At 61.1% G+C, this 25380-nt stretch carries 24 protein-coding genes; 11 read left to right on the top strand and 13 right to left on the bottom strand.

What is annotated here, in order from left to right:
- Window positions 1-88: 88 nt before the first annotated feature.
- The 4 genes from QEN71_RS19040 to QEN71_RS44980 form a co-directional block, all read right to left on the bottom strand.
- Window positions 89-1246, bottom strand: a complete 1158-nt coding sequence (locus tag QEN71_RS19040; RefSeq protein ID WP_201660607.1) for a Gfo/Idh/MocA family protein — start codon at window positions 1244-1246, stop codon at window positions 89-91.
- A gap of 318 nt (window positions 1247-1564) precedes the next feature.
- Window positions 1565-2809 (bottom strand): phosphatidylserine decarboxylase family protein, encoded by a 1245-nt coding sequence (locus QEN71_RS19035; protein WP_201660610.1) that lies wholly within the window; start codon window positions 2807-2809, stop codon window positions 1565-1567.
- Between the two features lie 170 nt (window positions 2810-2979).
- Window positions 2980-3573: a ParB-like protein gene (locus tag QEN71_RS19030; protein ID WP_201660613.1), complete on the bottom strand. Its 594-nt coding sequence runs from the start codon at window positions 3571-3573 to the stop codon at window positions 2980-2982.
- Window positions 3574-3986: 413 nt separating this feature from the next.
- Window positions 3987-4247 (bottom strand): hypothetical protein, encoded by a 261-nt coding sequence (locus QEN71_RS44980; RefSeq protein ID WP_455565890.1) that lies wholly within the window; start codon window positions 4245-4247, stop codon window positions 3987-3989.
- A gap of 176 nt (window positions 4248-4423) precedes the next feature.
- Here QEN71_RS44980 and QEN71_RS19020 point away from each other — a divergent pair, with 176 nt between their 5' ends.
- Window positions 4424-5830 carry a sigma-54-dependent transcriptional regulator gene (locus QEN71_RS19020; protein ID WP_201660616.1) on the top strand — a complete coding sequence of 469 codons (1407 nt, stop codon included), beginning with the start codon at window positions 4424-4426 and terminating at the stop codon, window positions 5828-5830.
- A 594-nt stretch (window positions 5831-6424) separates the two neighbouring features.
- On the top strand, window positions 6425-6634 hold the full coding sequence (locus QEN71_RS19015; protein ID WP_201660619.1) for a hypothetical protein: 210 nt from the start codon (window positions 6425-6427) through the stop codon (window positions 6632-6634).
- A 20-nt stretch (window positions 6635-6654) separates the two neighbouring features.
- Here the strand turns inward: QEN71_RS19015 and QEN71_RS19010 are convergent, their stop codons facing one another.
- The 4 genes from QEN71_RS19010 to QEN71_RS18995 form a co-directional block, all read right to left on the bottom strand.
- A complete protein-coding gene (locus QEN71_RS19010) occupies window positions 6655-8118 on the bottom strand; it encodes a sensor histidine kinase (RefSeq protein ID WP_290468216.1) in 1464 nt (487 codons plus the stop codon).
- A gap of 170 nt (window positions 8119-8288) precedes the next feature.
- On the bottom strand, window positions 8289-8645 hold the full coding sequence (locus tag QEN71_RS19005) for a response regulator (RefSeq protein ID WP_201660622.1): 357 nt from the start codon (window positions 8643-8645) through the stop codon (window positions 8289-8291).
- An 89-nt stretch (window positions 8646-8734) separates the two neighbouring features.
- Complete coding sequence (locus QEN71_RS19000; protein ID WP_201660624.1) at window positions 8735-9130, bottom strand: response regulator; 396 nt, start codon at window positions 9128-9130, stop codon at window positions 8735-8737.
- A gap of 19 nt (window positions 9131-9149) precedes the next feature.
- The gene (locus tag QEN71_RS18995; protein WP_201660627.1) at window positions 9150-10589 is read right to left on the bottom strand and encodes an RAD55 family ATPase; all 1440 of its coding nucleotides are present in this window, start codon (window positions 10587-10589) and stop codon (window positions 9150-9152) included.
- A 241-nt stretch (window positions 10590-10830) separates the two neighbouring features.
- Between QEN71_RS18995 and QEN71_RS18990 the strand changes: the two genes are divergently transcribed.
- Window positions 10831-11031, top strand: coding sequence for a hypothetical protein (locus tag QEN71_RS18990; RefSeq protein WP_201660629.1), 201 nt, complete (start codon window positions 10831-10833; stop codon window positions 11029-11031).
- Between the two features lie 49 nt (window positions 11032-11080).
- Here QEN71_RS18990 and QEN71_RS18985 read toward each other — a convergent pair whose 3' ends face one another.
- A complete protein-coding gene (locus QEN71_RS18985; RefSeq protein WP_201660632.1) occupies window positions 11081-11581 on the bottom strand; it encodes a response regulator in 501 nt (166 codons plus the stop codon).
- A 199-nt stretch (window positions 11582-11780) separates the two neighbouring features.
- On the opposite strand from QEN71_RS18985, the gene QEN71_RS18980 reads away from it, so the two are divergent.
- From QEN71_RS18980 to QEN71_RS18950, 7 genes are all read left to right on the top strand, one after another.
- Entirely contained in the window at window positions 11781-11984 is a 204-nt protein-coding gene (locus QEN71_RS18980) for a CsbD family protein (RefSeq protein WP_201660635.1), read from the top strand.
- Window positions 11985-12030: 46 nt separating this feature from the next.
- Window positions 12031-13200, top strand: coding sequence for a zinc-dependent alcohol dehydrogenase (locus QEN71_RS18975; RefSeq protein ID WP_201660638.1), 1170 nt, complete (start codon window positions 12031-12033; stop codon window positions 13198-13200).
- 125 nt (window positions 13201-13325) lie between these two features.
- Complete coding sequence (locus QEN71_RS18970; protein WP_223962178.1) at window positions 13326-13580, top strand: DUF6723 family protein; 255 nt, start codon at window positions 13326-13328, stop codon at window positions 13578-13580.
- Between the two features lie 163 nt (window positions 13581-13743).
- Entirely contained in the window at window positions 13744-14739 is a 996-nt protein-coding gene (locus QEN71_RS18965) for an SDR family oxidoreductase (protein ID WP_201660644.1), read from the top strand.
- A 45-nt stretch (window positions 14740-14784) separates the two neighbouring features.
- Window positions 14785-15900 carry an L-dopachrome tautomerase-related protein gene (locus QEN71_RS18960; protein ID WP_201660647.1) on the top strand — a complete coding sequence of 372 codons (1116 nt, stop codon included), beginning with the start codon at window positions 14785-14787 and terminating at the stop codon, window positions 15898-15900.
- Between the two features lie 69 nt (window positions 15901-15969).
- Window positions 15970-16860: a manganese catalase family protein gene (locus tag QEN71_RS18955; RefSeq protein WP_201660650.1), complete on the top strand. Its 891-nt coding sequence runs from the start codon at window positions 15970-15972 to the stop codon at window positions 16858-16860.
- A 108-nt stretch (window positions 16861-16968) separates the two neighbouring features.
- Window positions 16969-18741 (top strand): RecQ family ATP-dependent DNA helicase, encoded by a 1773-nt coding sequence (locus QEN71_RS18950; protein ID WP_201660652.1) that lies wholly within the window; start codon window positions 16969-16971, stop codon window positions 18739-18741.
- A gap of 41 nt (window positions 18742-18782) precedes the next feature.
- Here the strand turns inward: QEN71_RS18950 and QEN71_RS18945 are convergent, their stop codons facing one another.
- From QEN71_RS18945 to QEN71_RS18935, 3 genes are read right to left on the bottom strand one after another with little or no spacing between them, the layout of a single operon-like run.
- Window positions 18783-19268, bottom strand: a complete 486-nt coding sequence (locus tag QEN71_RS18945) for a hypothetical protein (protein WP_201660654.1) — start codon at window positions 19266-19268, stop codon at window positions 18783-18785.
- Window positions 19269-19297: 29 nt separating this feature from the next.
- Window positions 19298-20299, bottom strand: a complete 1002-nt coding sequence (locus tag QEN71_RS18940) for an SDR family NAD(P)-dependent oxidoreductase (RefSeq protein WP_290468254.1) — start codon at window positions 20297-20299, stop codon at window positions 19298-19300.
- Between the two features lie 49 nt (window positions 20300-20348).
- Window positions 20349-21215 carry a glucose 1-dehydrogenase gene (locus QEN71_RS18935; RefSeq protein ID WP_201660656.1) on the bottom strand — a complete coding sequence of 289 codons (867 nt, stop codon included), beginning with the start codon at window positions 21213-21215 and terminating at the stop codon, window positions 20349-20351.
- Between the two features lie 314 nt (window positions 21216-21529).
- Here QEN71_RS18935 and QEN71_RS18930 point away from each other — a divergent pair, with 314 nt between their 5' ends.
- Window positions 21530-23884: a hybrid sensor histidine kinase/response regulator gene (locus QEN71_RS18930; protein ID WP_201660658.1), complete on the top strand. Its 2355-nt coding sequence runs from the start codon at window positions 21530-21532 to the stop codon at window positions 23882-23884.
- A 401-nt stretch (window positions 23885-24285) separates the two neighbouring features.
- On the opposite strand, the gene QEN71_RS18925 is transcribed toward QEN71_RS18930, so the two are convergent.
- Window positions 24286-24990 (bottom strand): hypothetical protein, encoded by a 705-nt coding sequence (locus tag QEN71_RS18925; protein WP_201660660.1) that lies wholly within the window; start codon window positions 24988-24990, stop codon window positions 24286-24288.
- Window positions 24991-25380 lie beyond the last annotated feature (390 nt).

Raw genomic sequence — 25380 nt, 5'->3', positions numbered from 1 at the left:
ATGTCTGCGATCACGATCCCGGCAAAAGCTACGAAGTGAGCGTCATCGACGCAAAGCTACCTGTGACGAAACGCACCATGGACCGAAGTCAATTCTTGGGAACCTTGTCGACGCCCACGCCCGGATTGCTCGTATTTACCAGATCGGGCGATTTAATGGCCCGCAGCGTCTGCTTTTGCATGGAGGTGTCGATCCGCCGCTTACGCGCGAATGGCCGAAGCTTGACCGCGCTACCACTTTGCAGCGCCTTGACGATACCCTCAAGCACTCGCACGTCTGCATATCCCTCTTCCGCATCCGGCTCCGGATCTGTGCCGTTCAGAATACAGTCCGAGAAGTATTTCATCTCACCGCCGAAATGATCCGTGTTTTTGAAAGAATGCGTGTGTACGTCCTGACCGATGATCGCAGTGTGCGCCAGCGGTTTTCCGTATGTGTAGCATGGCTGCATCGCTATGCTGCCCTTCGTGCCGAGTGCGGAAAACGACTCAAAAGCGTTTAACGCGTATGACACCGAGAACTGCGCAAGGCGATCGCCCGGAAATCGGAGGGTGACGGCGACAGTATCGTCGAAATCGCCAAGTCCTGCCTCGGGATGTCGCACGCCGGTTGCCGAGACTACCTCCGTCGGCTCCTCCCCGAACACGTACCGTGCGGCGTTCAACGGATAAGGACCCATATCGAAGATGGGGCCTGCGTCGACGCCGTTGTGCGCGCGATGATTTGCCGGATCGACCTTTTGAACAAAGGTGGACGTGAACAAATGTATTTCTCCAAGCTCGCCGGATCGGATGCGTTCGATGGTCGCCAGCGTGGCCGGTTCGAAATGCAAGCGATACGCGACCATCAGCTTTGCTTTCGACTCTCGAGCGGCTTCCATAATGTCGTGACACCGCTGAGTCGACACTTCAAGCGGCTTTTCAACAAGTACATGCACGCCGGCCTTCAGGGCCGGCATCACAAATTCCCCGTGTCGCCAGTTGGGTGTGGCGAGGTAGATGGCATCGACCTTGCCCGACGCGAGCATGTCGTCGAACTGCTCGTAACCATACGTATCGGTCACCTCGTATTGCTCGCCAACCTTCCGGGCCTTTTCGGAATCGCTTGTCACGAGCGCCGTGATCTCGGAATTCCCGGTATGGGCGACGCCAGGCATCATTGCTTCCTGCGCGATATCACCTACGCCCACGATTGCGTAGCGGATTTTCCGGCCTGCGCCCAGGCCGATTGCCGAAAGTACGCTCATGGTTACGCCCTCTTGACGTTGTCCGGACCGGCACCTCTCGGACTTCCGCTGATCCGGCGGGTACGGGCACGATCGCAAGCGTTATTCCCGAATCGATCCGGAAAGACCGTGCTCGCGAGCCACGCGTGAACGGTCGTGTCTCACGCGAATCGGCCTGCCTCGACTGGGGCCGTTCCCCAACGCAAAGTACGCATGCGCAGCAGCGCAACAGGTCCGGAGGTCGCCGACGAAGCGTTGCGACATAACCTGAGAACCACGCACAGCAATAGTCCCAGCCTTCACCGCGATGTCATCTGCCTTGAGCCATTCATGTCCGGCTTAACGTGCGGTCGCAATGTGCGCATTGATCTTGACGGGCGGACCGTCATCGTCGAAGGGCGGACAAGGAATAAAATCCCGGATCACATCGCGCGCAAAGATCATGCAGGCAGTCGAACCGCCATACTGGAAATAGCCCAGTTCTTCCCCCTTCAGTAGCCGTTGACCCGGAACCACCTCGATCAGACATGACGAGACGTCAGCCATGCCTACGAAGATACATGCCACCGGACCAACGTCGCGATCGTCGCTTTCAATGACGATTATGGCCCGCGTTGCTACCGCGCTCGTGTACCCCTGCGAATCGTTGGGTCCTCCCGGATCCTCCCCTTCTGCCTCTGCATCCGAAAAGTATGTGCCGTCAACGACGTATGCGTGCGTCACGATACCGCTGACAGGTGCGTGCCATCGATGATAGTTAAATGCGCTCAGGAAAGCCTGATACACAGATCCGCCGACGAAGCGTTGCGCGAGATCTGGATCTCGCGCGGCGAAGATGTCCAGCAGCGAGTAAGGCTGCGCTTTCACCCAGAAGGTATCGCGCAGCGCGATGCCGTGTTCAATGTTGTAAGGCGACGCCTCGCACGCACTGACGATGATCTTGTTGTCGGCCGCCGCGGCTACCGGCCTCGCGTCAGGAGCGAACTGGCGCGTAAAGAAGCCGTTCCAGGAAGCAAAACCCCAGTGAGGCCGCGTCCTGTCGCAAACGAACTGTGACAGACCGATACGTCGGTCCGCTTCAGGGCTGAACCATCCGTCGGGAGCTTTCTCATGAAGGTACTGCCGCGAATGCGGTCCGCTTAGATAACCGCTCCAGCAATTCAGCACGCGTTTTAGCTGCGCGTTGAGCGCCGGATCGCGGAATAGTGCGTAACCCGACGGCATACACATCGGCCAGTCCAGGATAGCGTTGAGCGGGCAATGAATCAGACTCGACTCGCTGAATGGCGGTGCATAGCTCATCGTAAAGTCGATAATGAGCATCAGTTCTTCAATCGTGCGGTAGCCTAGCTGGAAGCCTCGCTCGAGCGCCTCGGCAATTGCATTAGAGAAGTCCATGCGCAGAACCGCGTCGTTCTGTACCAGTTCGGAAAGTTCGCGCACGGGATTCGCGCGTAATGTCGCGCCTCCCCGCTCGTAAGCGCGGGCCGCAAGCTCAAGCCGAAATGTCGCGACCGTATCCTCCGCTGACGGCAGCCATCTCCCGAGGCGCCGTCGCTGCGATCGATCGAGTGTCTTCTTCATGTCCGTTCCTCCACCAGCTCCGTTGAACTCTCCTGTTGCCGTTCAGGCTCATCACGCGAAGTCCTTCTCCGCGTGCAGCGGCGGCAGCATGGCGGCGCCATTCGCCGTCCAACCTGACTCGGTCGCCCTGCTGCCCGATTCGACGCGCGCCCTGACCCGTGGCAACTCGCTCAGTCGGCCGGCCCGATGTAGCCGGGCAATCCCAATGCCGCCTTGCTCTTCGCGAGCTTGACTGCCTGCTTGACGAGCGCCTCGAATTCCGCGTCGGTCTCGGGCAGCGCCAGGCGACATCTGAAGAAATCCGCCCAGCGAAACTCTTCAAGCGGCACAGCCGTCTTCTCGTAGCCGCCTGCGTCACGCACGGAAGCGGAGAGACTGCGGTATGCGTCGTCCGCCAGTTGCCAGACGTGCTCGTACATGTCCGCGAACGCGACCCTTTGGCCCTCTCGATCGTACGGATAGGTCCACCGGTTGTTTTCCATGGTCAGCCAGAATTCCGCCCTGGTGAGCGACGACAGGTCACCGACCAGAACAACCGGGACCGTTTTGATCCCGACATGCCAGAGCGCGGTCGCCACGTGATGATGATCGATTGCATAGGATTGAGCCGCGGGACCCAGAACGATCGGAATCGGTTTCTCGGCGATGGCCATTTCAAGGTCGTGCGGGCTCAAAGCGCGATACGTCTCGGTCTTTTGACGAACTTCGCGCTCGCCGTGCGTTACCTGCGTCGGTCGCAATTCAGCGATTTTCTTCATGTTCATGCCTGTCCTCCGCTCCGGCGTCGGCAGACCGGCAGCGTCTTCTCGCCCGGATACTGCGAGCAGGTGCCAGTATGCAGTGAATCCATCAGCAGGGAACGTGCCGATACGCCAGCTGTTTTGTGCCCACTTGCGGGACACTCGGCGCCCTACGCGAATCGGGTTCGATGTGCGACAGCGCATAATGCGCATTAGCATGATGTCGGGCATTAGCCATGGCCAGGTCAGCGCAACACGCTTCCTGCCGCGATACGCCCTTCGCCATCTCGCGTGCAACCGCCTCGCCCGTCAATGCATGCAGTTCCATGGTCATACGTCGTACGCATCGAGTGCCTTGAACTACGGCTTGACCGCGACGAGACATCATCGTCGACAACAACACCGCGCCTGATTGCACCTGCAACTCCGCACCTTCATCAGCCATGTTTAGCGCGATGAAAAGTCGTTGATTCCGATCGTCTCTCGTACGTCAGCACATCTCCGTGTGCAGCGATATTCTCGATCGTGCCCTGCACCGGCGCGGCGTGACTGCGCCGCAAGACCTGCAGACGCCGGTAGAGCGACAACATGCTGGATACCTCATTATCCTGATCGCGCACACTCGTCGTCGTGTCACGGGCAACCAGAGTCCTGCCCTGCGTGAACCCTGCGTGCGGCAGCGAGCTATCCCATTGCATGGGCGTGCGCTCGGGATCGCGGCACACTCACCGACGCATCGATTTGAGTCCAAAGAGGCACAAGTTACCGGAGTGATCCCCTCTCTGGACATAGTTGCTTCGCGTTGCTTCAGGTGTGGTCATTGACAAGGTATTCCGCTTGCTTGATCTGTGAATCATGTAAGTGACTGTCGTATATGGTCCACGCTTTAATTGTCGACGACGATCCGGACAGCCGGAATGCACTCGCTGCGATGATCGCGGAAGACGGTCTGACATCGGCTACCGCGAGTGATTTGCGCGAAGCACGCATCCAGCTCGTACGCCAGGTGCCCGATGTCGTGTTTTGCGATCTCTATCTGCCAGACGGCACGGGCGTCGATCTGTTCGAGGATCTCGATCCGCACCAGGGAGTCGAGTTCGTCATCGTCACTGGCCGCGCGACCGTCGAATCGGCCGTCGACGCGCTGAAAATGGGTGCCGCCGATTACCTCGTGAAACCGGTCGACTTGCAACGGGTCAAGGTAATTTTGAGCCGTCTGCCGCGCACCGGCGACCTGAAGGCCAAGATCGGCACGCTGCGCGGCGAACTGCGCCGCATGGGTCGTTTCGGCTTGATGTCTGGAAACTCGCCGGCCATGCTGCAGGTGTATGACCAGATCGCGCGCGTCGCGCCCACAGCGCTCTCGGTAATGCTGGTGGGTGAGTCCGGCACCGGGAAAGAAGTCGCTGCCCAGACGTTGCATCAGTTGAGCGCACGAAACAGGCATGACTTTTTAGCCGTGAACTGCGGTGCCATTTCGCGAAACCTGATCGAGTCCGAGATGTTCGGCCATGAGCGTGGCGCGTTCACCGGCGCCGAGCGGCAGCATAGAGGCTACTTCGAGCGCGCAAATGGCGGCACGCTGTTTCTCGACGAAATCACTGAAATGCCGATCGGACTCCAGGTCAAGCTGCTTCGAGTACTGGAAACAGGCATGTTCATGCGCGTTGGAACGACCGCAGAAATCAGCACCGACGTGCGTCTGATAGCCGCGACCAATCGCGATCCGGAGAAGGCCGTCGCCGAGGGCAAGCTGCGGCTCGACCTGTATCACCGCCTCAACGTGGTCCCCATCAGCCTCCCGCCCTTGCGCGAACGTGGCAACGATATCGAGTTGCTCGCACAGTCGTTCCTCGATGAACTAAACGACCAGCACGGTACGAAAAAGCACTTTCCGACAGCAATCAAGGATACGCTGCTCTCTTATCGTTGGCCCGGCAATGTGAGGGAATTGAAAAATTATGTGCAGCGCGCATACATCATGTCGCGCCCCGAGACCCACGAAACAGCCATTGTTCCTGTACAGATATCGCTGGAGCCTTTTGCCATGCGCTCGACGGTCACGATTCCGTTCGGCACGGCGCTCGAAGATGTGGATCGTCAACTGATACTTGCCACGCTGGAGCATTGCGGCGGCAATCGAACACGTGCGGCGGAGGTGTTAGGCATCAGCCTCAAGACGATTTACAACCGGCTGAGCGAGTACAGGGCAAATGAAAACGGCAAAGATGAAGACGCCGAAATGACAAACAAAGGGGCGATTCGAAGAGCCATGACTTGAGCGGCGGGGCCAACCAGACAGTCCGCGAGCAGGCGCGATTCGCGGACAAAACAAACTCTGAATGAACGGCGAGTCGTTATTCAGCATCCCTTAAGTCATACGGAGGCTGTCGATTGTCGTCGCGCTTCGAAGCGACCAGCGTGCAACCTTACCGCCCGCGCGCAAAGGCGTACCCAAGGCGACCAACTTCCGCACTTCTTCCGCGGGCTCCAATCCACTGGTTAATGCGCGCCTACCGGACAAACGCTGAGAAGCGCTCGCAGACATGGGAGAGTGCCGTTCCGGCGCCGTATCAGGCACGCGGATTGCTCTGCTCCATCCCGGCTGGCTCAGGTCACCAGACGGTAGTTGCGGGCGAGACGATGACGGCTTGCCGACGACCGGCGCGAATGAATGCAACAGCTAACCGTCTCAAGCGCAACTGAGAGGAGCCCGTTGTGTCCGCTTCGGCCAAAACGCCTGCGCGCCTCGCCGACTGATGCAGTGTTCGGCGCGACATCGAACGCGTCGATCCGGATGTGACCGGCCAGCCTCTTCACCTAGCAGCCGCAAAAGGCGGGTGTCCGCAACGACAATAACCACCCCAAAAAAAAAGTGAACCATACGCACCTCGTCGAGTGGGAGCTATCCCATCTCGAACGGCTCGTCTCGCACATGAGCGCTGCCGCGCAGTTCCCGCCCGCCTACTGGGACGTGAGAATCGCAGCGTTGACGCGACTGGCAGTCGTCGCCAGCCATTTCGCGCGCATCGAACGTTTGAAGAAAAAGCTGCCGCCAGTTGAATTTCACGCCATGGTCGCCTAGTGCAACCGCTTGCGCAGGCATCAGCCGATATGCGACGTCATCGCAGGTATCCGGACGACGAAGCAGGCACCCTGCCCCAGCCCGTCGCTGACAACGGTGATGGTGCCGGCATGCAGGTTCACGATGTGCTTCGCGAGCCACAACCCGAGCCCCAGGCCGCCGACGCGGCCACCCGAGTTCTGCGCGACCTGCAGGAACCGGTCGAATATCAATGGCAACGCGTCCGCTTCGATGCCGCGTCCCGTATCACGGACGACCAGCTCGGCGCAATCGCCCTTGAGGATGACCGACACTTCGATGCTGCCCGCGTCGGTGAACTTGACCGCGTTGGTCAGCAGATTCCAGACGACCTGCTTCATCCGGTTGTCGTCCGCCATGACCGTGCAAGGAAAGATATCGGACGTGCCCAGTCGCAAGCCCTTATGCTCGATCAGCTTGCGTGCGTCTTCCACCACCGTTGCGGTAAGCGCGCCCAGATCGACCGGTTGCATGTTCATCGACAGTTTGCCCGTGCCGACCGCGCCGCTGTCGAGCAGATCGTCGACCATGCGGGAGAGTTGCCGGCCGTTGCGCCGGATCGCTTCACCCGCGCGCACCACACTGGCGGGATCGGCGGCAAGCTGAAGCAATTCGGCCCATGAAACGATCGCATTGAGGGGAGATCGCAGCTCGTGGCTGACGGCGGCAATGAACTGGTCCATCGCTTTCGCAAAAGCATCGCTACGCTCGCGTCCCGTTCGCTCCGAGTCCGCGAGCGCGTCGAGCTCCAGTTCATGCTCCTTGCGTCCTGTGATGTCCAGAGTGAATCCCACCACCGAGCGCATGGTGCCATCCTCGTCGAACTGCCCGATCCCGCGAATCAGCACCCAGCGAAAGCGCTCCTCGGACGCCTGGACCTTCAGCTCGAACTCAACGGGGCGGCCGGACTGCAACGCTCTCCAGTTGGCGACGAAGCGCCCTGTCCGTTCGCCCAACAGGCCCTCTTTCGTCAAGGCGGCCGTCCGTCCGACGCCGAGGTCGCGAAGGCATCGTTCGCTGCAGTCGATGATGCCGCTCGTCACGTCGACCTGCCAGACTCCGACTCCTGTTCTCGCGAGTGCCTGTTCAAATGTGCTCGCATGATCATCGCGACGCTGTCCAGCGTCCTTGACGAGAAGTTGGCGCAACCTCGCGCGCGAGCGCAGCAGCGCTTTCTCCCTCCGGTCCTCTTCCTCCTTCAGCGTGTGCGCGGTGACATCGTCGAAGCGCACGGCGATGAGCGCCGGCTCATTCGGCGTCGCGGGAAGAAGAGAGGCATGCATTTGCCAGTAGCGCGGCCGTGCTCCGCCTTCGTCCGTTTCTTCCGTGCGCACATCCAGCCGGAAGACAGGCGACACTCTGCGACCGCCCGCGTGCAGCTCGATCACCAGCGCACGGATTAACTGTTCGCACTGACGCAGATCACCCGGTGCAAACAGTTTGCGCCAGGCGGCGTTCGCCGTCACGATGGCCAGCGCGCCGTCTAGCGCCAGATACGGATCGGGCAACCTGTCGAACAGCCCGGCATCCGTTTTCGCGCGGTCATGCGCGGCCGCGCCGTCTGGGAGCTTTTCGATCACGGTCGCCCCTGATGTGCGGCGTATCGCGTCGCGCGCTGACTGCCGTGCATGGTCGGTCACCCTCGAGTAAGTTGTGCAACCGTTGCGAGAAAATCCTCCATCCGCGCGGGTTTTCGAAGCACGGCATCCCACAGCCCAATACCGTCGTTCGCGCCCACATAGGCAGACGTATGCAGTAGAACGGGGATGTTCGCCCAGCGGGGCTGGTCACGGAGCGCGCGGCACAGATCCTCGCCATTCATGCCGGGCATCATGAGATCCGTGATCAGCAGATCGGGCGATTGGCGCTGAATCGCGGCGAGGGCCTGCCGGCCGTCGCGAGCACGCTCTACGTCATAGCCGACGTATTCCAGCCCGAAGCTCCAGGCCTCAAGCACTTCTGGTTCGTCGTCGACAAGGAGGACTCGCGTCATGAACTGCTCGCTACCGCAAAGATGTCTGGCTGAAACCGAAAAGGGACACGTGCTTCACACTTGTCCGGACACGACACGCTGCGCCCGCGTTATGGCGCATCGCGACTGGTTGCGCCCTCACCTTCCACCTTCCGGGCGTGCTGAGCCACGATGTCGAGCAGCGAAGCGGGCGCCTGTGGCTTCTGAAGGATCGCCGAAAACAGATGCTGGTCTTCCTGCGCAACAGCATGAGACGCGGCGCTACACAGAATGATGGGCAAGCATACGAACTCTGGATTCCCCCGCAACGCTTTGGCAAGCTCCAGGCCAGACATCACGGGCATCATCAGGTCAGTGATGACAAGCGCGGGATGCACGCGGCCGACCACGTCCATCGCCTTTTTGCCGTTTGCGGCGACATGAACCGTATATCCCTCTCCCTCCAGCAGGAAGGTCAGGAAGTCGGTAATCAGGGATTCGTCATCGACGACAACCAGGGTAGTCATGCGCTGGGCTCACGCCTGGTTATTGTCCGGCCCCACGTCTGACCGCCGCGCCGCCGCCCGGCATCGTCCCCGTCACCTGCAGACCCATGCCCGCCTTCGAAATGACGGCTTCTGCCACTGACGTGTCAAAGACGCTATCGCGGACCTTCAGCACCGTGATACTGCGCTTGAGCGTGCCGCCCGTCATCTCGTGCTGCATACCGATCACGTTGTCCAGCTGGCTCAAAATTTCGGGCGAAGGATTCGTCACCCACGGACCCGACAACTCCTTCACCTCCCAGGTGCAGACGGTCGTCACGCCGACGGCTCTGAGTTCGTTGGTCAGCGCGGAGAAAAATTCGACCACCCGATGCGGGTCAACCGTCGCCCGTTCGAAACCCGTCAGTCCGTCGATGAACAGCCGCTCCGCGCGGGTTTCGCGAACCGCTCGCAGGAGATCGTAGGCAAGCTTGTCGAGCAGGTTCTCGGTGAGCGGGCGCCACAAAAGTTTCAGCGCACCCGATGCGACCAGCCCCTGAAAATCGATCCCGAGCGCCTGTGCTTTCGTGCACAACCGTTCGGGCGTCTCATAGAAGCCGAAGTGCACACTGGGACGCTCGGGCGTCGCCTCCTTCAGGAACGTCAGTCCGAACGTCGTCTTGCCGCTGCCGGCCGGTCCGACGAGCACCGATACCGAGTTATGCGGCAGCCCCCCACCCAGGCGTTCGTCAAGGCCCGCAACGCCCGTCCCGAGCCGCGTCGTGACGGGCCGCTCGGCAGACGACGGCGAGGCGAGCGCCGCCTCGAGACGCGGATAGATGTCAATTCCCCGCCGCGAAATTTCGAACAGATGGAGCCCGCCCAACGCGCCGCTGCCGCGTGATTTGGCAACGCGGATTTGCCGCACAGTGCGTGATGCGGACAGTCTTTCCTCCAGTTGCAGCACGCCGTCCACCATCGTGTGTTCCGGGCTGGACTCGTCGATTCTGGCGCTCGTCAGAAAGAGCACCGTACAGCCGGTGAATGCGGCGTGGCCCTGGAGTTCCGCCACGAAGGTCTTGACGTCGAGATTGCTCTGGCCACTTTCGCGCGCGTTCAGCAGTCCGTCGAGGATCAGAATGCTCGCCTTCTGGCGCGCGAGTTCGCCGCGCAACGTCGCGACGAGCGCATCCAGCCCCTCCTCCAGCAACGTGCGAAACAGGCTGATATAGGTCAGATCCTTGCCGACCCGCGCGGCGTCGTAAAAGTCGAGCGCAGACAGTGACTGAAACAGGCGGTCGTGCGATTCCGCGAGCAACGTCACATAAAGCACTTTGCTGCCGCGCCGAGCCTGAGCGAATGCGATCTGGTTCGCGAGGATCGTCTTGCCCGCGCCTGGACGCCCCTGGATGATGTACGACGAGCCTGCAATCAGCCCGCCGCCGCAGATCTCGTCGAGTCCAGGAACGTCGCTGCTTAACCGCGCAAGCGTGTTATCCATTGCATGAATCCGTGAGTGAGAGTTAGCGTCGACCCGTCACATGTGTGACCCTTCAAAGGCCGCATACGCTGTGCAGCCGGACCACCGACTGAAACCCGCAGTCTAACCGAATGGCGCCGAGAATCCATCGAACTCGCCCATAACGGCGAACGCTTCGCCGGGGTGCCTCCTGATGCAGGTGCTGGCACGCGGGATGCCGCCCCGTCCGGCAGGCACTGGAATCGCAAAGGGGGCACACTGGATGGAGAAGGGACAAACGCTTGAGGCAACAGCCACTGAACAGACGATGATCAATATTGTCTTGCGCGACGTCGCTCAGGCGATCGAGCGGGCGCGTGAGACACTGGCCAACCTGCAGCCGTCCGATGCGCATGACGCAGCAATAGGCAGACTCGATGCAGCCCGTGACATTCTCTTGTCGGACGCCGGGAGGGAAACCTGACAGGCCAAGCGCTCGTCGACTGCCGCACAGAGCGTGTGGCAAGCGCCTGTCACGACCTTCCGGTAGGGTTCATCGCCAGCGAATCGTTCGATCCGACGAAGTTTGAGTTCGCCGATTGCCGGTGTGCCTTGTTAGCCAGCAGACTTTCCAGTACTCGAACGAGGCGCTCCGGAGACGTGCCTTTTTGGCAATATCCATCGAATAGGAAGCGGCTCGCAGGATGCGACTTCACGAACGAGCTGTCCGTCGCCGTGAAAGCAACAATGCCGACGTAGTCATCGAACCGGTCGCGCAGTGCCTGTGCAGTCTGGAACCCGTCATGAACAGGCATCATGATATCCAGGACTGCGACGTCCGGCTTCCAGTCCGCGGAGGCGCTCAACGCCTCGCAGTATCCCGCGACAGCACAGACGTGCATCCCTTCGAGCGTCAGATAAGCCGCAATAGCGCCTCGGGCGCTTTCATTGTCGTCCACCACCAGCACACGCACTTCCCCATCCCTTTTGAACGGGCGCGGCTGACCCCACAGTTCGAAATTTGCCGTATCCATAAGCCGTTCACGCGGAGTCGCAATCACCGTGACCGCGACGGACGACGTATTGCATCCGGCATGCCTGTCATGCCATGCCCCAAAACACGTGAAATCGCGCCGCGCCGGCGACGGCATGCCGTATGCGATTCGACGCAGAGCGGCATCGTACCCATGAAGGGAGCGACGCCTCGATCAAGGACCGCTAACGGAGATTGGAATGGCAAACGATAAAACAGAGGGCATCAAGGAAGAGCTGAAAGGATATGTCAACAAAGGCGTTGGTTCGATAACGGGCAACGATGCGAAAAAGCTCAAAGGCGAAGCGCAGATCACCGAGGGCGATAACCGCAAAGATCTTGGGGACCAGCGCGAAAACGCAGAGAAGGGGAAGACCGATCCGGGCAACCCGACGAACCTTTGATCGCTTGCTATCGGCCCATCCACCTCTCTGATCCCGGAGAAACGCAATGAGAGCGCTCACATGGCACGGCAAGAAAGACATTCGGTGCGACACCGTACCGGATCCGATCATCGAGCATCCGCGCGATGCAATCGTCAAGGTTTCCAGCTGCGCCATATGCGGCTCCGACCTGCATCTGTTCGACGGCTTCATGCCCGGCATGAAGTCCGGCGACATCATGGGACACGAGTTCATGGGCGAAGTGGTCGAGGTCGGCAAGGAGAACTCGGCGCTCAAACCTGGAGACCGCGTGGTCGTGCCGTTCACGATCATTTGCGGCGAATGCGACCAATGCAGGCGCGGCAATTTCTCCGTGTGCGAGCGGACTAACCGGAACCGCGACGCCGCCGACAAACTGTTCGGTCACACGACGGCCGGTCTGTTCGGCTATACGCATTTGACGGGTGGGTACCCAGGCGGCCAGGCCGAATACGTCCGCGTGCCGTTCGCCGACAAGACGCACGTAAAGATTCCCGATGGCCTGAGCGACGAGCAGGTGCTGTTTCTCGGCGACATCTTCCCGACTGGGTGGCAGGCTGCCGTCCAATGCGATATCGAGCCCTCCGACACCGTCGCGATCTGGGGCGCCGGTCCCGTCGGGCAGATGGCGATTCGCAGCGCCGCACTGCTCGGCGCACGGCAGGTCGTCGCGATCGACTGGGTTCCGGAACGTCTGGAAATGGCACGCGCAGGCGGTGCGATTCCGGTCAACTTCAAGGAAGAAAGCGTGCTCGACCGGCTGGCGGATCTCACGATGGGCAAGGGTCCGGAAAAATGCATCGACGCAGTCGGTATGGAGTCGCATGCGACGCGCTCGTTCGACTCGATGTACGACCGGGCCAAGCAGGCCGTCATGCTGGAAACCGACCGTCCCCATGTGTTGCGCGAAATGATCTATGTCTGCCGGCCCGCCGGTGTGCTTTCAGTACCCGGCGTCTATGGCGGACTGATCGACAAGATTCCATTCGGCGCGTCGATGAACAAAGGGCTCACGTGGCGCATGGGGCAAACGCATGTGAATCGGTGGACCGATGACCTTTTGCGCCGGATACAGGAAGGCCAGATCGATCCGTCGTTCGTCATTACGCACACAGTAGCGCTCGAAGACGGCCCATCGATGTACAAGACTTTCCGCGACAAGGAGGACGGCTGCATCAAGGTCCTGCTCAAGCCTTGATACAGACCGATTGCAACGTTCCGCAACAGGCCGCTACCGCACGGGCCTCGCAGAGAGGCTCATCGGCATTGCGTTTGCTGTCCGGATGGAAAGATTGGGAGCGCTGAATGGTACGGCGGAAACTGATGGTTGAACCGAGCGGGAAATCTCGCCCGGAGACAGCGGACGACTACATCATCTACGTGACGACGAGATTCGCCTCTGCCGGGCGCTTCTTCGGTGAACTGGCACTGGTGCGCACAACAGATGGACGCAAGCTGTATCCGTTCGAGGGCTCATCGCCGATCGGTCCATTCCTGACTGTCGACGCTGCACGAGCCGCGGCCACGGCGCATGGCGCGTCGCTGATCGAGGCCGACCTGAAAAACCCCGAGGCATAGCTGATTCGTTGAACTCGCTTTGCACGAACGGCACGACTCTCGTACATGCAGTCGCATCGCAGCCAATGCACGACGACGGGCGCTTCTGCCTCCTTTAAGCGAAGGCGGCGGAAATCCACCCGTGCCCCGCTGCTTTTTTTTCTCAACGAACAGGACCGCCATCATGAGCCGCATCAAACTGAAACCGTTGAACGAACAGGTCATCGTCATTACAGGCGCCACCAGCGGGATCGGCCTCGCGACAGCACGCGCGGCAGCGAAAGCCGGCGCGCGCGTGATGCTGGCGGGACGCGACGAAGCTGCGCTGAAGACGATCACCGTAGACCTGAACGCCACAGGCGCACAAGTCGACTACGTCATCGCCGATATGCGCGATACCGCGCAAGTGCAGGCAGCCGCAGACCGTGCCATCCAGCGCTATGGCGGTTTCGACACGTGGGTCAACAACGCGGGCGGGTCGATCTATGGGCGATTCGATGAAGTGCCCATGGAAGAACAACAGGATCTGTTCGATACCAACTATTGGGGCATCGTGCGCGGCTCGACCGTCGCCGTCGCCTATCTGCGGCAACACGGCGGCGCGCTGATCAATCTCGGCAGCGAGGTGTCCGACATCGCCATCCCGTTACAAAGCGCGTATGTCGCATCGAAGCACGCCGTTAAGGGATTTACCGATGCATTGCGTCTCGAGCTGATCGACGAGCGGGCGCCCGTCTCTGTCACGCTCATCAAGCCGTCGGGTATCCATACTCTATTCGTCGAACACGCGCGCAACCATCTGGACGTCGAGCCGAAATTGCCATCGCCGCTCTATTCGCCCGCTGTCGTGGCCGACGCGATTCTACATGCGGCCGTGTCGCCCCGGCGGTCCATCTATGTCGGTGGCGCCGCGCCCGGCAACGTCGCGTTCGCCCGTCTCGCTCCGCGGCTATTCGACACCTTCATGGGACGGCTCGGCGTTCGCATGCAGTCGACCGAACGTCGCACGCGGGGAACCGACGCCGCGCGACGCAGCGAACTGCTCGAACGGTCGCCGCACAAGCGCTATGTGCATGAAAGCAGTCTCTACACGCAAGCAGCACTGCATCCCGGATGGACTGCAACACTGACACTCGGCGCGGCGGCGCTTGGCCTGCTTGCATGGAAGCGGCGGCATTGACACTGGCAATCTCGATCAACACGCACAAGGCTTCAGGAGACTTCGATGACCGACCCGCAATCCCGTTTAGCCGCGGACAGCATGCCGCTAGACGCTGCGCCGTCCTCCGACGCAACCACCCCTCGATTAAGGCAGGTCGCGGCGTTCGACCATCAGGCGACAGGCGTCGCGATAGCATCCGACGGCCGCATCTTCGTCAACTTTCCCCGCTGGACGGAAGACACGCCCATTTCCGTTGGTGTACTGACGCCCGACGGCAATGTGCGCCCTTATCCGGACGATGCGTGGAATAGCTGGCGAAACGCAAAGCGCGACGAAATGAACCCCGCCGACCACTGGGTATGCGTGCAGGCGATGCTATGCGACCGACAGGATAATCTCTGGGTGCTCGATCCAGGCGCACCCGCGCAATCGTTCGTCGTGCCCGGCGCGCCCAAGCTCGTGCGAATAGAACTCGCGACCGGCCGCGTCGCGCAATGCATCGCCTTCGCGCCCGACATCGCGCCGCAAGGCAGCTATCTGAACGATATCCGTGTCAGTCCGGACGGACGTCACGGCTTCATCACCGATTCCGGCACGCAAGGCGCCATCGTCGTTGTCGACCTGCAAACAGGCGAAGCGCGGCGCGTACTGGACGGCCATCCGTCGACGCAAATGGATGCGGCTGTCACCGTGCACGCCGATGGCATACCGTTGCGGCGGCCGGATGGACGAGGCGTCGAGTTTTCCGCCGACGGAATCGCACTGACGCGAGATGGACGCTATCTGTACTGGCAAGCCGTCAAAGGCAAGACCGTTCATCGCATCCCGACAAATGCCCTTGTCGATGACGCGCTTTCAGCCGACCGTGTTGGGTCCTGTGTGGAAAAACTCTTCGAACACGGACCGGCCGATGGACTACACATCGCCCGCGATGGAAAGCTTTACATCACCGCTGTCGAAGAGCACGCCGTCAAGGTGTGGGATGGCCAGCGCCTCGACGTGCTCGTGCACGAACCGGGATTGCGCTGGCCCGACACTTTCGCGGAAGGACCGGACGGCAGCATCTATCTCACCGATTCGTGCATTCCCGACATGCCCTGGTTCAAGCCGGGACGCCCCGCCGCTGTCGCGACACGCCTGCTGATTATCGATGGACTTCACGGCGACGCCACGCCCTGACCGGACGCGTTCAGTGGAACGACGTTTGCGCTGTGACGAATGGCTTAAGCCAACCTTAAGGAGGTCGATATGTTCGTTCACAACAAGCGTCTGCAGTACACAGTTCGCGTTACCGACACCAACCCGGGGCTCGCGAATCTTTTGCTCGAACAGTTCGGAGGACCGCAAGGCGAGCTTGCGGCAGCAATGCGTTATTTCACGCAAGCCGTCACTGAAGAAGACCCCGGCCGCAAGGACATGCTCTACGACATTGCGACGGAAGAACTCAGCCACCTGGAGATCATCGGCTCGATCGTGGCGATGCTCAACCGCGGCGCGAAGGGCGAGCTCGCTGAAGCAGTCGACGAACAGGCTGAGATGTATCGCAAGATCTATGGCGCGGGCAACGACAGTCATCTGACGCAGGTGCTGTACGGCGCAGGCACCCCGCTCACGAATTCCGCCGGCGTGCCGTGGACAGCGGCGTATATCGACACGATCGGCGAGCCGACAGCCGACCTGCGTTCGAACATTGCCGCTGAAGCGCGCGCGAAGATCATCTACGAGCGGTTGATCAACGTGAGCGACGATCCGGGCGTGCGCGACGCGCTCGGCTTCCTGATGACGCGGGAAGTGTCGCACCAGAAGTCCTTCGAAAAAGCACTATATTCGATTGCGGGCAACTTCCCTCCGGGCAAGATGCCACCCGTTCCCGAATTCGCGAGCGTCTACTACAAGATGTCTCACGGGCAGCCACCTGTTCCGGGACCGTGGAATCAGGGCACTGGGCTGCAACTTGTCGAAGATCCGCCATTGACGGCGGGCGGCGGCGACGGCACCGCGTCGGTGAAGCTGAGCGCCACCCAGCAGACCGCGCTCCAGGCGATGAGCCAGCGGCTGATGTCCGACCCATCGACCGATCCCGCCACGGGCGCGGAACTCGGCATGGAGGCTTCGCCCGTTCCCAGCAAACAGCCTTAAATCCTGTGACGCATCAGCGGCGCGCTGGTACGACCGCGAGCGCAAGGGCGCCGCAGCCGTACCGCGCGCTCAGCAACTGGCCGCAATGAAAAAGAAGGAAACAGAAACATGACGGCTTCAATGGACACGGGCAAGCGGGCCATGCGCCGAACGTTGCGGGAGGTCTTCGGCCTCGAAACGCTGCGGCCAGGCCAGAAGGAAATCATCGAGAGCGTGATGCAAGCGCGCGACACGCTCGCGATCATGCCCACGGGTGCGGGCAAGTCGCTGTGTTATCAGTTGCCTGCGCTGCATCTTGACGGCCTGACACTGGTCGTCTCGCCATTGATCGCGCTGATGAAGGATCAGCTCGACAAGCTGGTCGATGCGGGCGTCGAAGCCGTCCAGATCAACAGCAGCCTGAAAGCGGACGAAGAACGCGATGCATACGGGAAGCTCAGCACCGCCTCGCGTGCGATCGTCTTTGTCACACCGGAGCAACTGGGTAAGCCACTACTGCTCGACGCGCTCCGAACGCGCGTCGGCGCGGGGGCATCGACGCGCAACACGGAACGCGATGATCGCTGGAGGGTGAGTCTCGTGGTTGTCGACGAGGCGCATTGTGTTTCGCAATGGGGCCATGATTTCAGGCCCGCGTTCCTGCAGATAGGGGATGCCGTCGAAAGCCTCGGTCGACCGCCGATTCTCGCACTCACGGCGACGGCGACGAAAGCCGTCGTCGACGACATCGTGCGCACGCTGGGCATGCGCGACCCGCATGTACTGCAAAAAGGTGTCTATCGTCCCAACCTGCACTACGGCGTGACGCAAACTTCTGTGGCCGGCGGCAGAGGCCGCGCGTCCGCACGATCGGCCCAAGCGAAGCACGAAAGCATCAAGACGCTGCTCGCGCAACGCGACGGACCTGGCATCGTGTACACGGCGACGGTACGTGAAGCCGAGACGCTCTCGGCGGCGATCCGCGAATGGGGCTTCGCCACCGCGCTGTATCACGGACGACTTTCGGCGCGCGAACGGCACGACGCGCAGGACCGGTTCATGTCCGGCGAGGCGCGCGTGATGATCGCAACGAACGCATTCGGCATGGGCATCGACAAGGGCGACATCCGTTTTGTCGTTCATTATCAGATGCCGGGCAGCATCGACGCCTACTACCAGGAAACCGGCCGCGCCGGACGAGATGGTAAGCCCGCCGATTGCGTCTTGCTATTCGATCTCAGCGACCGGCGCGTGCAACAGTTTCTGATGCTTGGGCGCTACCCGGATCGCGATCTCGTCGTGCGCGTGCACGACACGCTTCGACGAACTCGCGACGCGTCGGGCACGGGCGTCAGCGCGGGAGAACTCGCGCAATCGCTCGGCGACGTCGGACGCAACAAGCTACAGGTCGCGCTCAAGATCATGCACGACGCGCGCCTCGTGTCGCGCAACCGCGCACGCCGATACGTGCTGCGCGACGCGAGCGTCGAAGACGACGTGCTCAGTGCGTCGCTCGAACGCTATGGCGAACTGGCCGGGCGCGACCGTGCAGCGCTTCAGCAGATGATCGACTATGCGCAGACGGGGCGATGCAGATGGCGCACGATCCTCGAATATTTCGGCGATGACGAAGACGTGGAGCGCTGCGGCAGTTGCGATAACTGTCTGAATGCGCCGCATATCGAGCCTGTGAAGGAACCGGTCACGGCACAAGGCCGCATGATGGATACCGCCCGCAAGACACTCGACAGCCGACACGGCTTCGCGCGCGGCCAGTCCGTGCGTGTGCGAAAGTACGGCACGGGTCAGGTGTCGTTCGCCACGGCGGACCAGGTTGCAGTGCTATTTCCTGATGGAACGACGCGCACTTTTCTCGCGCGATTCGTGAAGCCCATCGCGTAACGAACGCTTCGGCCGATGCAGGAAAACGAAACGAGATGCCGCTACAGAACATGCAGCTTTGTGACCAGCGTCAAGACACACACGCCCGTGCTGAGTAGCATGATGCCCGCGAGCGCAGCGGGCGCCGCGTCGTTCCAGAACATGACGGATTCGATGCGAGCGCCGGGCATCGTACAGTTGGCCGGCACTGCGCGCAGTCGCCGCCCAATGGAGGGCGTCAGCAACATTGCGCCTACCAGCAGTCCCGGAACGATACGCGCGGCCAAAGAGGTGAACGAAAGTCCCACCTCGGCGATCGTCCATTGCAGACTGACAAAGAGGAATAACGCATGCCACCCCAGCGTCCAGATACAAGACGTCGCCAGTGCGGCGCCGGCCGTCACGAGCCCTGCACCCGCAAAGGCATAGTACCAGTCACCCGTCTGGTCATCAGGCAGGTGGATTCCGGCGATGACCGTCAACCCATTACCGACAATTAGCGCGCCGATTACGACAAGAAGAATATTGAAGCGTCCCGGCGATCTCATATCCGACTCCTGTCACTTCGTATTACGGTTCATGCCCCGCCCCATTGCATCGACAGACCACCATCGATGGTCCACGTTTGCCCTGTCACGTAGTCGCCGTAGTCGGAGGCAAGAAACAGGGCGAGCCGCGCAATTTCCTCGGGTTGTCCGGCGCGATGCCACGGGATGCGCGACAAGGATTGTTCGCGGGCTTCAGGATCATCGAGGCGTCCTTGCGTCATTGGCGTCTGGATCAAGCCAGGCGCGATGTTGTTCACGTTGATGCGATCTTCGGCGACTTCACGCGACAGACTGCGTGTAAGCGACCCGAGCCCCGCTTTCGCCATCCCGTAGGGTGCGCTCTCGGGCGTCGGCAGATGCTGGGCGACGGAAGAAATCGTGACGATGCGGCCTCCGCCACCCGAAATACGGCGCAGCCTGACGAACTCCCGGCAGCAGAAAAGCGGTCCTAACAGGTCGGTGCGCAATACCTGTTCAACCTGCGCGTCTTCGATCTCTGCCACTTCCGCCCCGCCCGCACCGATGCCCGCACAGTTCACGAGGATGCTCAGGCCACCGAGTCTCGCCACAGCCTCCTTGAAACACGACGCAACAGACGCGGAGTCGCCGACGTCGCCCCTCAGGATGAGCGCACGCCGACCCACCTCTTCCACCCTGGTGGCGGTATCCTTCGCGCCGTTCTCGTCGGTATGGTAAATAACGGCGACATCCGCACCTTCCTGCGCAAACAGCGTCGCGATCGCCTTGCCGATACCCGAGTCGCTGCCGGTGACGAGTGCGATCTTGCCCTGAAGTTTCATCTTTTGCTCCAATGGGAAAGCGCCAGCGCTGCAGACGTCGCAAACGTGCAGCGCACGTGAAGGCAGCGCATCTATCGCGCGCGCCTTCGGCGGAACTCGTGCATCCGACATACCCGGAGCGACGAGAACGGAGCGTCCTTTAAAGCTGCTCACATCCATCCGGGCCTGCGCGGCATAACGAGCGCGCAGGCAACGCCATAAGCCTCCACATAGGGCAGCACTTCGAATCACGTGACGCAAACGAGTACGCCCGCCACATAAGGCATGGTTAGCGGCCGCGCTACAGAATCGGCGCACCGCCTGTCACGGCAATCGTTGCGCCCGAGATGTAGCTGGCTGCATCGGAAGCGAGCAGGACATACGCGGGCGCCACTTCCGCCGGTTGGCCAGGGCGTTTCATCGGCACCTGCTTGCCAAAGTTCTCCACCTTGTCCTTCGGCATCGTCGACGGAATCAGCGGCGTCCAGATGGGTCCGGGTGCGACGCAATTCACGCGTACCCCCTGTTCGGCAAGCAGTTGCGCCAGCCCGGCCGTGAAATTCTGGATTGCGCCTTTAGTTGTCGCGTACGCCAATAACCCCGGATTCGGCTTGTCGGCGTTGATCGACGTGGTGTTGATGATCGCGCTACCCTGCTTCATGTGCCTGACGGCGGCGCGCGTGATCCTGAACATTGCGCCGATGTTGGTATCGAACGTGCGATTCCACTCGTCGTCGCTGATGTCGTCGATCGAATCGTAGGTCATCTGATAGGCCGCGTTGTTCACCAGCACGTCGAGCTTGCCGAACTCCTTGACTGCACGTGCCACGATCTCGTCGCAATGCGCGGCGTTCGTGATGTCGCCGCGAAGCAGGACGGCGCGCCGACCCGCCTTCTCGATCCAGCGCTTCGTTGCTTCGGCATCTTCATCTTCGTCGAGGTAGGAGATCAACAGGTCTGCACCTTCACGCGCGAACGCGATGGCGACTGCACGCCCAATACCGCTGTCGCCTCCCGTGACGATAACGGCCTTTCCCTCCAGCTTGCCGCTGCCGACATAGCTCTCCTCTCCATGGTCGGGCTGCGGATGCATCGGGCCTGTGTGACCCGGAACGTCGTCCTGCTGTTGATCGGTAAAAGGCAGTTCGGGATGCCTGACGTCGGTCATGGTTTTCTCCTGTAGTGGGATCCTTATGAAACCTGTGTCGAGCAATAACCCTTCCCGATGCGCAGCACCGTAGTGCTTCGCAATGGGTGCAGGACGTACGAACTCGCCAGGCATCCGCCCGGCGCCACCGGTTGCTGCACGGTCGTCGTGCTGGCGCAGCACCGGTTTCAGGATCTCTTGCGTCGGTGCGCTGACGGGCAACGTGTCGACGTCCGAACCGCGAACCATCGGAAGGCATGCCTGATCAGGCGCGAAGATTGCTGCCTCGCGCGCATAGAGGTAGCCGAAAGCGCGGATCGTGATAGGGGCAATCGATGCAAGGTAACGACAACCAGAACACGTCATTTCCCGAAGACTGGTGCCGACACTGGACTAGTACCGTGGAAGACTACGCAGTAATCGGCCTTTCCGCCGACGGCACGATCATGACGTGGAATCGGGGTGGCGAACGGATTCACGGCTATTCGGCCGAGGAAGTCATTGGTCAGCCATTCGATATTTTTCATACACCCGAAGACCGCGAAACCGGCCGTGCCGCGGTGTCGCTCGATATCGCGCGACGCGCAGGCCATACCGAGTCGGAAGGATGGCGGCTGCGCAAGGACGGCTCGCGTTTCTGGGCCAATGTAGTGATCACACTGCTCGAGGGCGACGATCGCCGTGTGCTGGGATTCGGCAAGATCGTCCGCGATATGACAGACAAGCGTAGAGCGCATGAAGCCGTGGTCGAGAGCGAACGGCGCTTCCGTACGCTCGTAAATGGTGTGACGGACTACGCGATTTTCATGCTGTCGCCCGAAGGCGTCATTACGAACTGGAACGCGGGCGCCCGACGCATCAAGGGCTACGACGCGGACGAAATCATCGGTTCGCATTTTTCGCGTTTCTATACGCCGGACGACGTTGAAGCCGGACTGCCGCAGCGCGGGCTTTCGATAGCCGCCAGGGAGGGACGATTCGAAGCTGAAGGCTGGCGGGTCCGCAAGGACGGCAAGCGATTCTGGGCGCACGTGGTGATCGACGCGATCCGGGACGACACAGGCGAACTGATCGGCTTCGCCAAGATCACGCGCGATATCACCGAGCGTATGGAAGCCAACCGGATGCTGGAGGAAACCCGCAAGGCCCTGTTTCAGGCGCAGAAGATGGAAGCCGTGGGCAAGCTGACAGGCGGCGTCGCTCACGACTTCAACAACGTTCTGCAGATATTGCGCGGCAACCTTGAGTTGCTCGACAGCCGGCATCACCGCGACGCCTGGTCGCGCGACCGGATTTTCAAGGCCATCGACGCCGTGGACCGCGGCTCGAAGCTCGCCTCGCATCTGCTGGCGTTCGGCCGTCAGCAACCTCTGCAACCCGTTGCGATCAATCTCGCAGCCGCGCTGCGTGGCATGGACGATTTGCTCCGCCGCGCGCTGGGCGAGACGATTCGTGTCGAAACGGTGGTCGCGGGCGGACTGTGGAATACGCTCGTCGATATCCACCAGTTAGAGAACGTCATTCTTAATCTGGCCATCAATGCGCGCGACGCGATGCCGCAAGGGGGCAAGATGACCATGGAGCTTTCCAACGCGAGTCTGGACGACGAATACGTTGCGACAGTCCCTGATGTGCTTCCGGGACAATACGTGATGCTCGCCATCACCGACACCGGAACAGGAATGCCGCAGGATGTGCTGGAGCGCGCGTTTGACCCGTTCTTCACCACGAAACCGGAGGGCCAAGGCACCGGCTTGGGACTGAGCATGGCCTATGGGTTCGTCAAGCAAAGCGGCGGTCATATCAGAATTTATAGCGAAACCGACCACGGCACGATCGTCAGGATTTACCTTCCCCGCTCTACTCAGCCCGCAGTTGAACCGCCGCCACGGACGCATGCGCCCGTAAAGGGCGGAACCGAGACCATCCTCGTCGTCGAGGACGATCAGAAAGTACAGTCGACCGCCATCGACACGCTCACAGGCCTCGGATACCGAGTACTCAAGGCGGACAATGCACAGCAAGCCTTGACCGTGTTGCGCAGCGGCGTAGACGTAGATTTACTGTTTTCCGACGTGGTGATGCCCGGGCCGGTACGGAGCACCGAGATGGCGGCGCAGGCGACCTTGCTGCTGCCCCGCATGAAGGTGCTGTTCACATCGGGCTACACTCATAATGCAATCGTGCACGGCGGCCGGCTCGACCCTGGTGTCGAACTGCTCAGCAAACCCTATAGCCGCGCCCAGCTCGCCCGTAAGGTCCGGCAAATGCTCGATATCTCCGACCAACCTTCCGGGGATCAATCCGACGCCCTGCGGCCCGCTTCTGCGACGCCTCTTCGCATTCTCATCGTCGATGACGATGAGAATCTTGCAGAGGCAATAAGCGAACAGATCGGCGCCCTCGGTTACGCGCACAAATCGACGACATGTGCACATGAGGCGCTGCAACGGTTGAGCGAAGAGACATTCGACGTGCTGATGAGCGACCTTAACATGCCCGGCCTGGGTGGCGTCGAACTCGCGAAGCGGGCCGTCGTTGCGCGGCCCCGGATACGCGTGCTTTTCTCATCTGGCTACGAGATGCCCGACTTGCCCGCGATGCCTTTCCGATGGGCTGCACTGCGCAAGCCGTTTTCAATCGAGGAACTCGGTGCTGTGCTGGAGGGCTTCGCGGTCGACATGGCATGACTGCGAACTCAGCGTGTGGGTAAGTTTCTGTCGACCTTCATTCAACTGCGGCTGACCGTGCTGCCACCGCTCGCGTGGCCGGTTGATGCAGTTGCGTGACAAACCTGCGTGCTTCAGGACCTCAGCTGCTGATCATCCAGACTATTTTTGAAAAAAGAGCTTGCGCCCCCTGCCGCGCTCGAGCGATCAGAGCGATCAGAGCGATCAGTCTGCGGGATTCGAAGAACCGAAGGGAAACTGGCAATTCCCCGTCTTCGCGCTGGATGCACCCGTCGCCATCGAAGCGACGGCACGCGGACTCTCCCTATTCTGAAAACGCGCTCGCAGACGCGGCCGAGACGAAGTTCGTCGCTCGCGCGCCGCACGGCTGGTCGTCGAGCGCGCGAGACTTGCCGTGCAAATCAGGACTGTGCGTAACGGCCACGCGCACGCGCAACTTCATGTCGCGTGGCGGAACCCCCGCTCTCCTCGAACGGCGGCTGATGACGAAATCCCGCTCCTCCCGAAACGATCGCGATGATAGCGCCGACAATCAATGCCGCGAACGAATACCAACTCGCGCGTGCGACGCCCCGGGCTGCCGTATCGGCCGTCTGACGGGCCTGTTGCTGGGCCTCGGGACTGGACGCAATGGCTGTCGCGGACGCGACGGCCGCCTGCATCTGCTGTTTCGCGGTGTCGACGACGGAGTTCGCCGAGCCCGTCTGGTTGGTCGCTGTCGCGCCAACCTGGGCGGACGTGGCGGCGACGCTGCCGGCCGTGCTTACTGCGCCCGTGAGGAGCGACGTCATGCCATAGACAACGAATAGCGTCATCACGGCCCAAGACAGCAGACCATGAAGCCATCCAAGCACGGGCGCACAACGGCCGGCGAAATACGAACCGACGAAGACGGCAAGCACGGTCGTGACGATCATCCAGACACCGGATCCGAAGCCGAACCCTTCAAGCGGATTGGGTTTGGTCATCGGTGCAAGCAACGACGCGCCAACGGCCGCGCCGAGTACGCTCATGATCAGATAAACGATCATCGATAGAATCACGCCCGCGACGATAGGGCCCCACGACAGCCGCGGAAGGCCGTCCCGAGTGGCAAGCAGTTTCATGATAACTCCCGAGGCAAGTGAGATAAGCGCCACACGCTGCATCCTGCGTGACCCAGCGCGGCGAATGAAATCCGCAAGCGGTGTGCCGCCCGTCGGTCGAGCGCGAGCGGTCGCCATTACTATCTTGCGGTTGCGAAACGTTGGCCGTGCTGCAAATAGCCGGCCTTGTAGATGCTCATCTCTTGCAGCATGCTGATCCACGACCATAGCAGCGCATCGATCGTTGTCTGGCGGCCGCCACGCCATCGGCGTCGAGCGGTACGGTATATCGCGAGCGGCCGGGGAACTGCAACCCTTAACCCGGCACACGCCATCCCGCTTCACGTCGCGACCTTAACGAGTCCTCGCGTCGTCACGTTCGCTTGTCAACGAGCGCTCGACCTGATCGAT

Origin of the sequence: Paraburkholderia sabiae (assembly GCF_030412785.1) — a bacterium.
Taxonomy (GTDB): Bacteria; Pseudomonadota; Gammaproteobacteria; order Burkholderiales; family Burkholderiaceae; genus Paraburkholderia; species Paraburkholderia sabiae.
The sequence above is the reverse complement of the archived record's forward strand: the minus strand, read 5'-3'. Positions and strand labels throughout refer to the sequence as shown.

Excerpts from the sequence above, each read along its gene's own strand:
- QEN71_RS19040 (WP_201660607.1), bottom strand. The coding sequence starts at position 1,246 with ATGAGCGTACTTTCGGCAATCGGCCTGGGCGCAGGCCGGAAAATCCGC.
- QEN71_RS19035 (WP_201660610.1), bottom strand. The coding sequence starts at position 2,809 with ATGAAGAAGACACTCGATCGATCGCAGCGACGGCGCCTCGGGAGATGG.
- QEN71_RS19030 (WP_201660613.1), bottom strand. The coding sequence starts at position 3,573 with ATGAACATGAAGAAAATCGCTGAATTGCGACCGACGCAGGTAACGCAC.
- QEN71_RS44980 (WP_455565890.1), bottom strand. The coding sequence starts at position 4,247 with ATGCAATGGGATAGCTCGCTGCCGCACGCAGGGTTCACGCAGGGCAGG.
- QEN71_RS19020 (WP_201660616.1), top strand. The coding sequence starts at position 4,424 with ATGGTCCACGCTTTAATTGTCGACGACGATCCGGACAGCCGGAATGCA.
- QEN71_RS19005 (WP_201660622.1), bottom strand. The coding sequence starts at position 8,645 with ATGACGCGAGTCCTCCTTGTCGACGACGAACCAGAAGTGCTTGAGGCC.
- QEN71_RS19000 (WP_201660624.1), bottom strand. The coding sequence starts at position 9,130 with ATGACTACCCTGGTTGTCGTCGATGACGAATCCCTGATTACCGACTTC.
- QEN71_RS18995 (WP_201660627.1), bottom strand. The coding sequence starts at position 10,589 with ATGGATAACACGCTTGCGCGGTTAAGCAGCGACGTTCCTGGACTCGAC.
- QEN71_RS18990 (WP_201660629.1), top strand. The coding sequence starts at position 10,831 with ATGGAGAAGGGACAAACGCTTGAGGCAACAGCCACTGAACAGACGATG.
- QEN71_RS18985 (WP_201660632.1), bottom strand. The coding sequence starts at position 11,581 with ATGGATACGGCAAATTTCGAACTGTGGGGTCAGCCGCGCCCGTTCAAA.
- QEN71_RS18980 (WP_201660635.1), top strand. The coding sequence starts at position 11,781 with ATGGCAAACGATAAAACAGAGGGCATCAAGGAAGAGCTGAAAGGATAT.
- QEN71_RS18975 (WP_201660638.1), top strand. The coding sequence starts at position 12,031 with ATGAGAGCGCTCACATGGCACGGCAAGAAAGACATTCGGTGCGACACC.
- QEN71_RS18970 (WP_223962178.1), top strand. The coding sequence starts at position 13,326 with ATGGTTGAACCGAGCGGGAAATCTCGCCCGGAGACAGCGGACGACTAC.
- QEN71_RS18965 (WP_201660644.1), top strand. The coding sequence starts at position 13,744 with ATGAGCCGCATCAAACTGAAACCGTTGAACGAACAGGTCATCGTCATT.
- QEN71_RS18960 (WP_201660647.1), top strand. The coding sequence starts at position 14,785 with ATGACCGACCCGCAATCCCGTTTAGCCGCGGACAGCATGCCGCTAGAC.
- QEN71_RS18955 (WP_201660650.1), top strand. The coding sequence starts at position 15,970 with ATGTTCGTTCACAACAAGCGTCTGCAGTACACAGTTCGCGTTACCGAC.
- QEN71_RS18950 (WP_201660652.1), top strand. The coding sequence starts at position 16,969 with ATGACGGCTTCAATGGACACGGGCAAGCGGGCCATGCGCCGAACGTTG.
- QEN71_RS18945 (WP_201660654.1), bottom strand. The coding sequence starts at position 19,268 with ATGAGATCGCCGGGACGCTTCAATATTCTTCTTGTCGTAATCGGCGCG.
- QEN71_RS18935 (WP_201660656.1), bottom strand. The coding sequence starts at position 21,215 with ATGACCGACGTCAGGCATCCCGAACTGCCTTTTACCGATCAACAGCAG.
- QEN71_RS18930 (WP_201660658.1), top strand. The coding sequence starts at position 21,530 with ATGCAAGGTAACGACAACCAGAACACGTCATTTCCCGAAGACTGGTGC.
- QEN71_RS18925 (WP_201660660.1), bottom strand. The coding sequence starts at position 24,990 with ATGAAACTGCTTGCCACTCGGGACGGCCTTCCGCGGCTGTCGTGGGGC.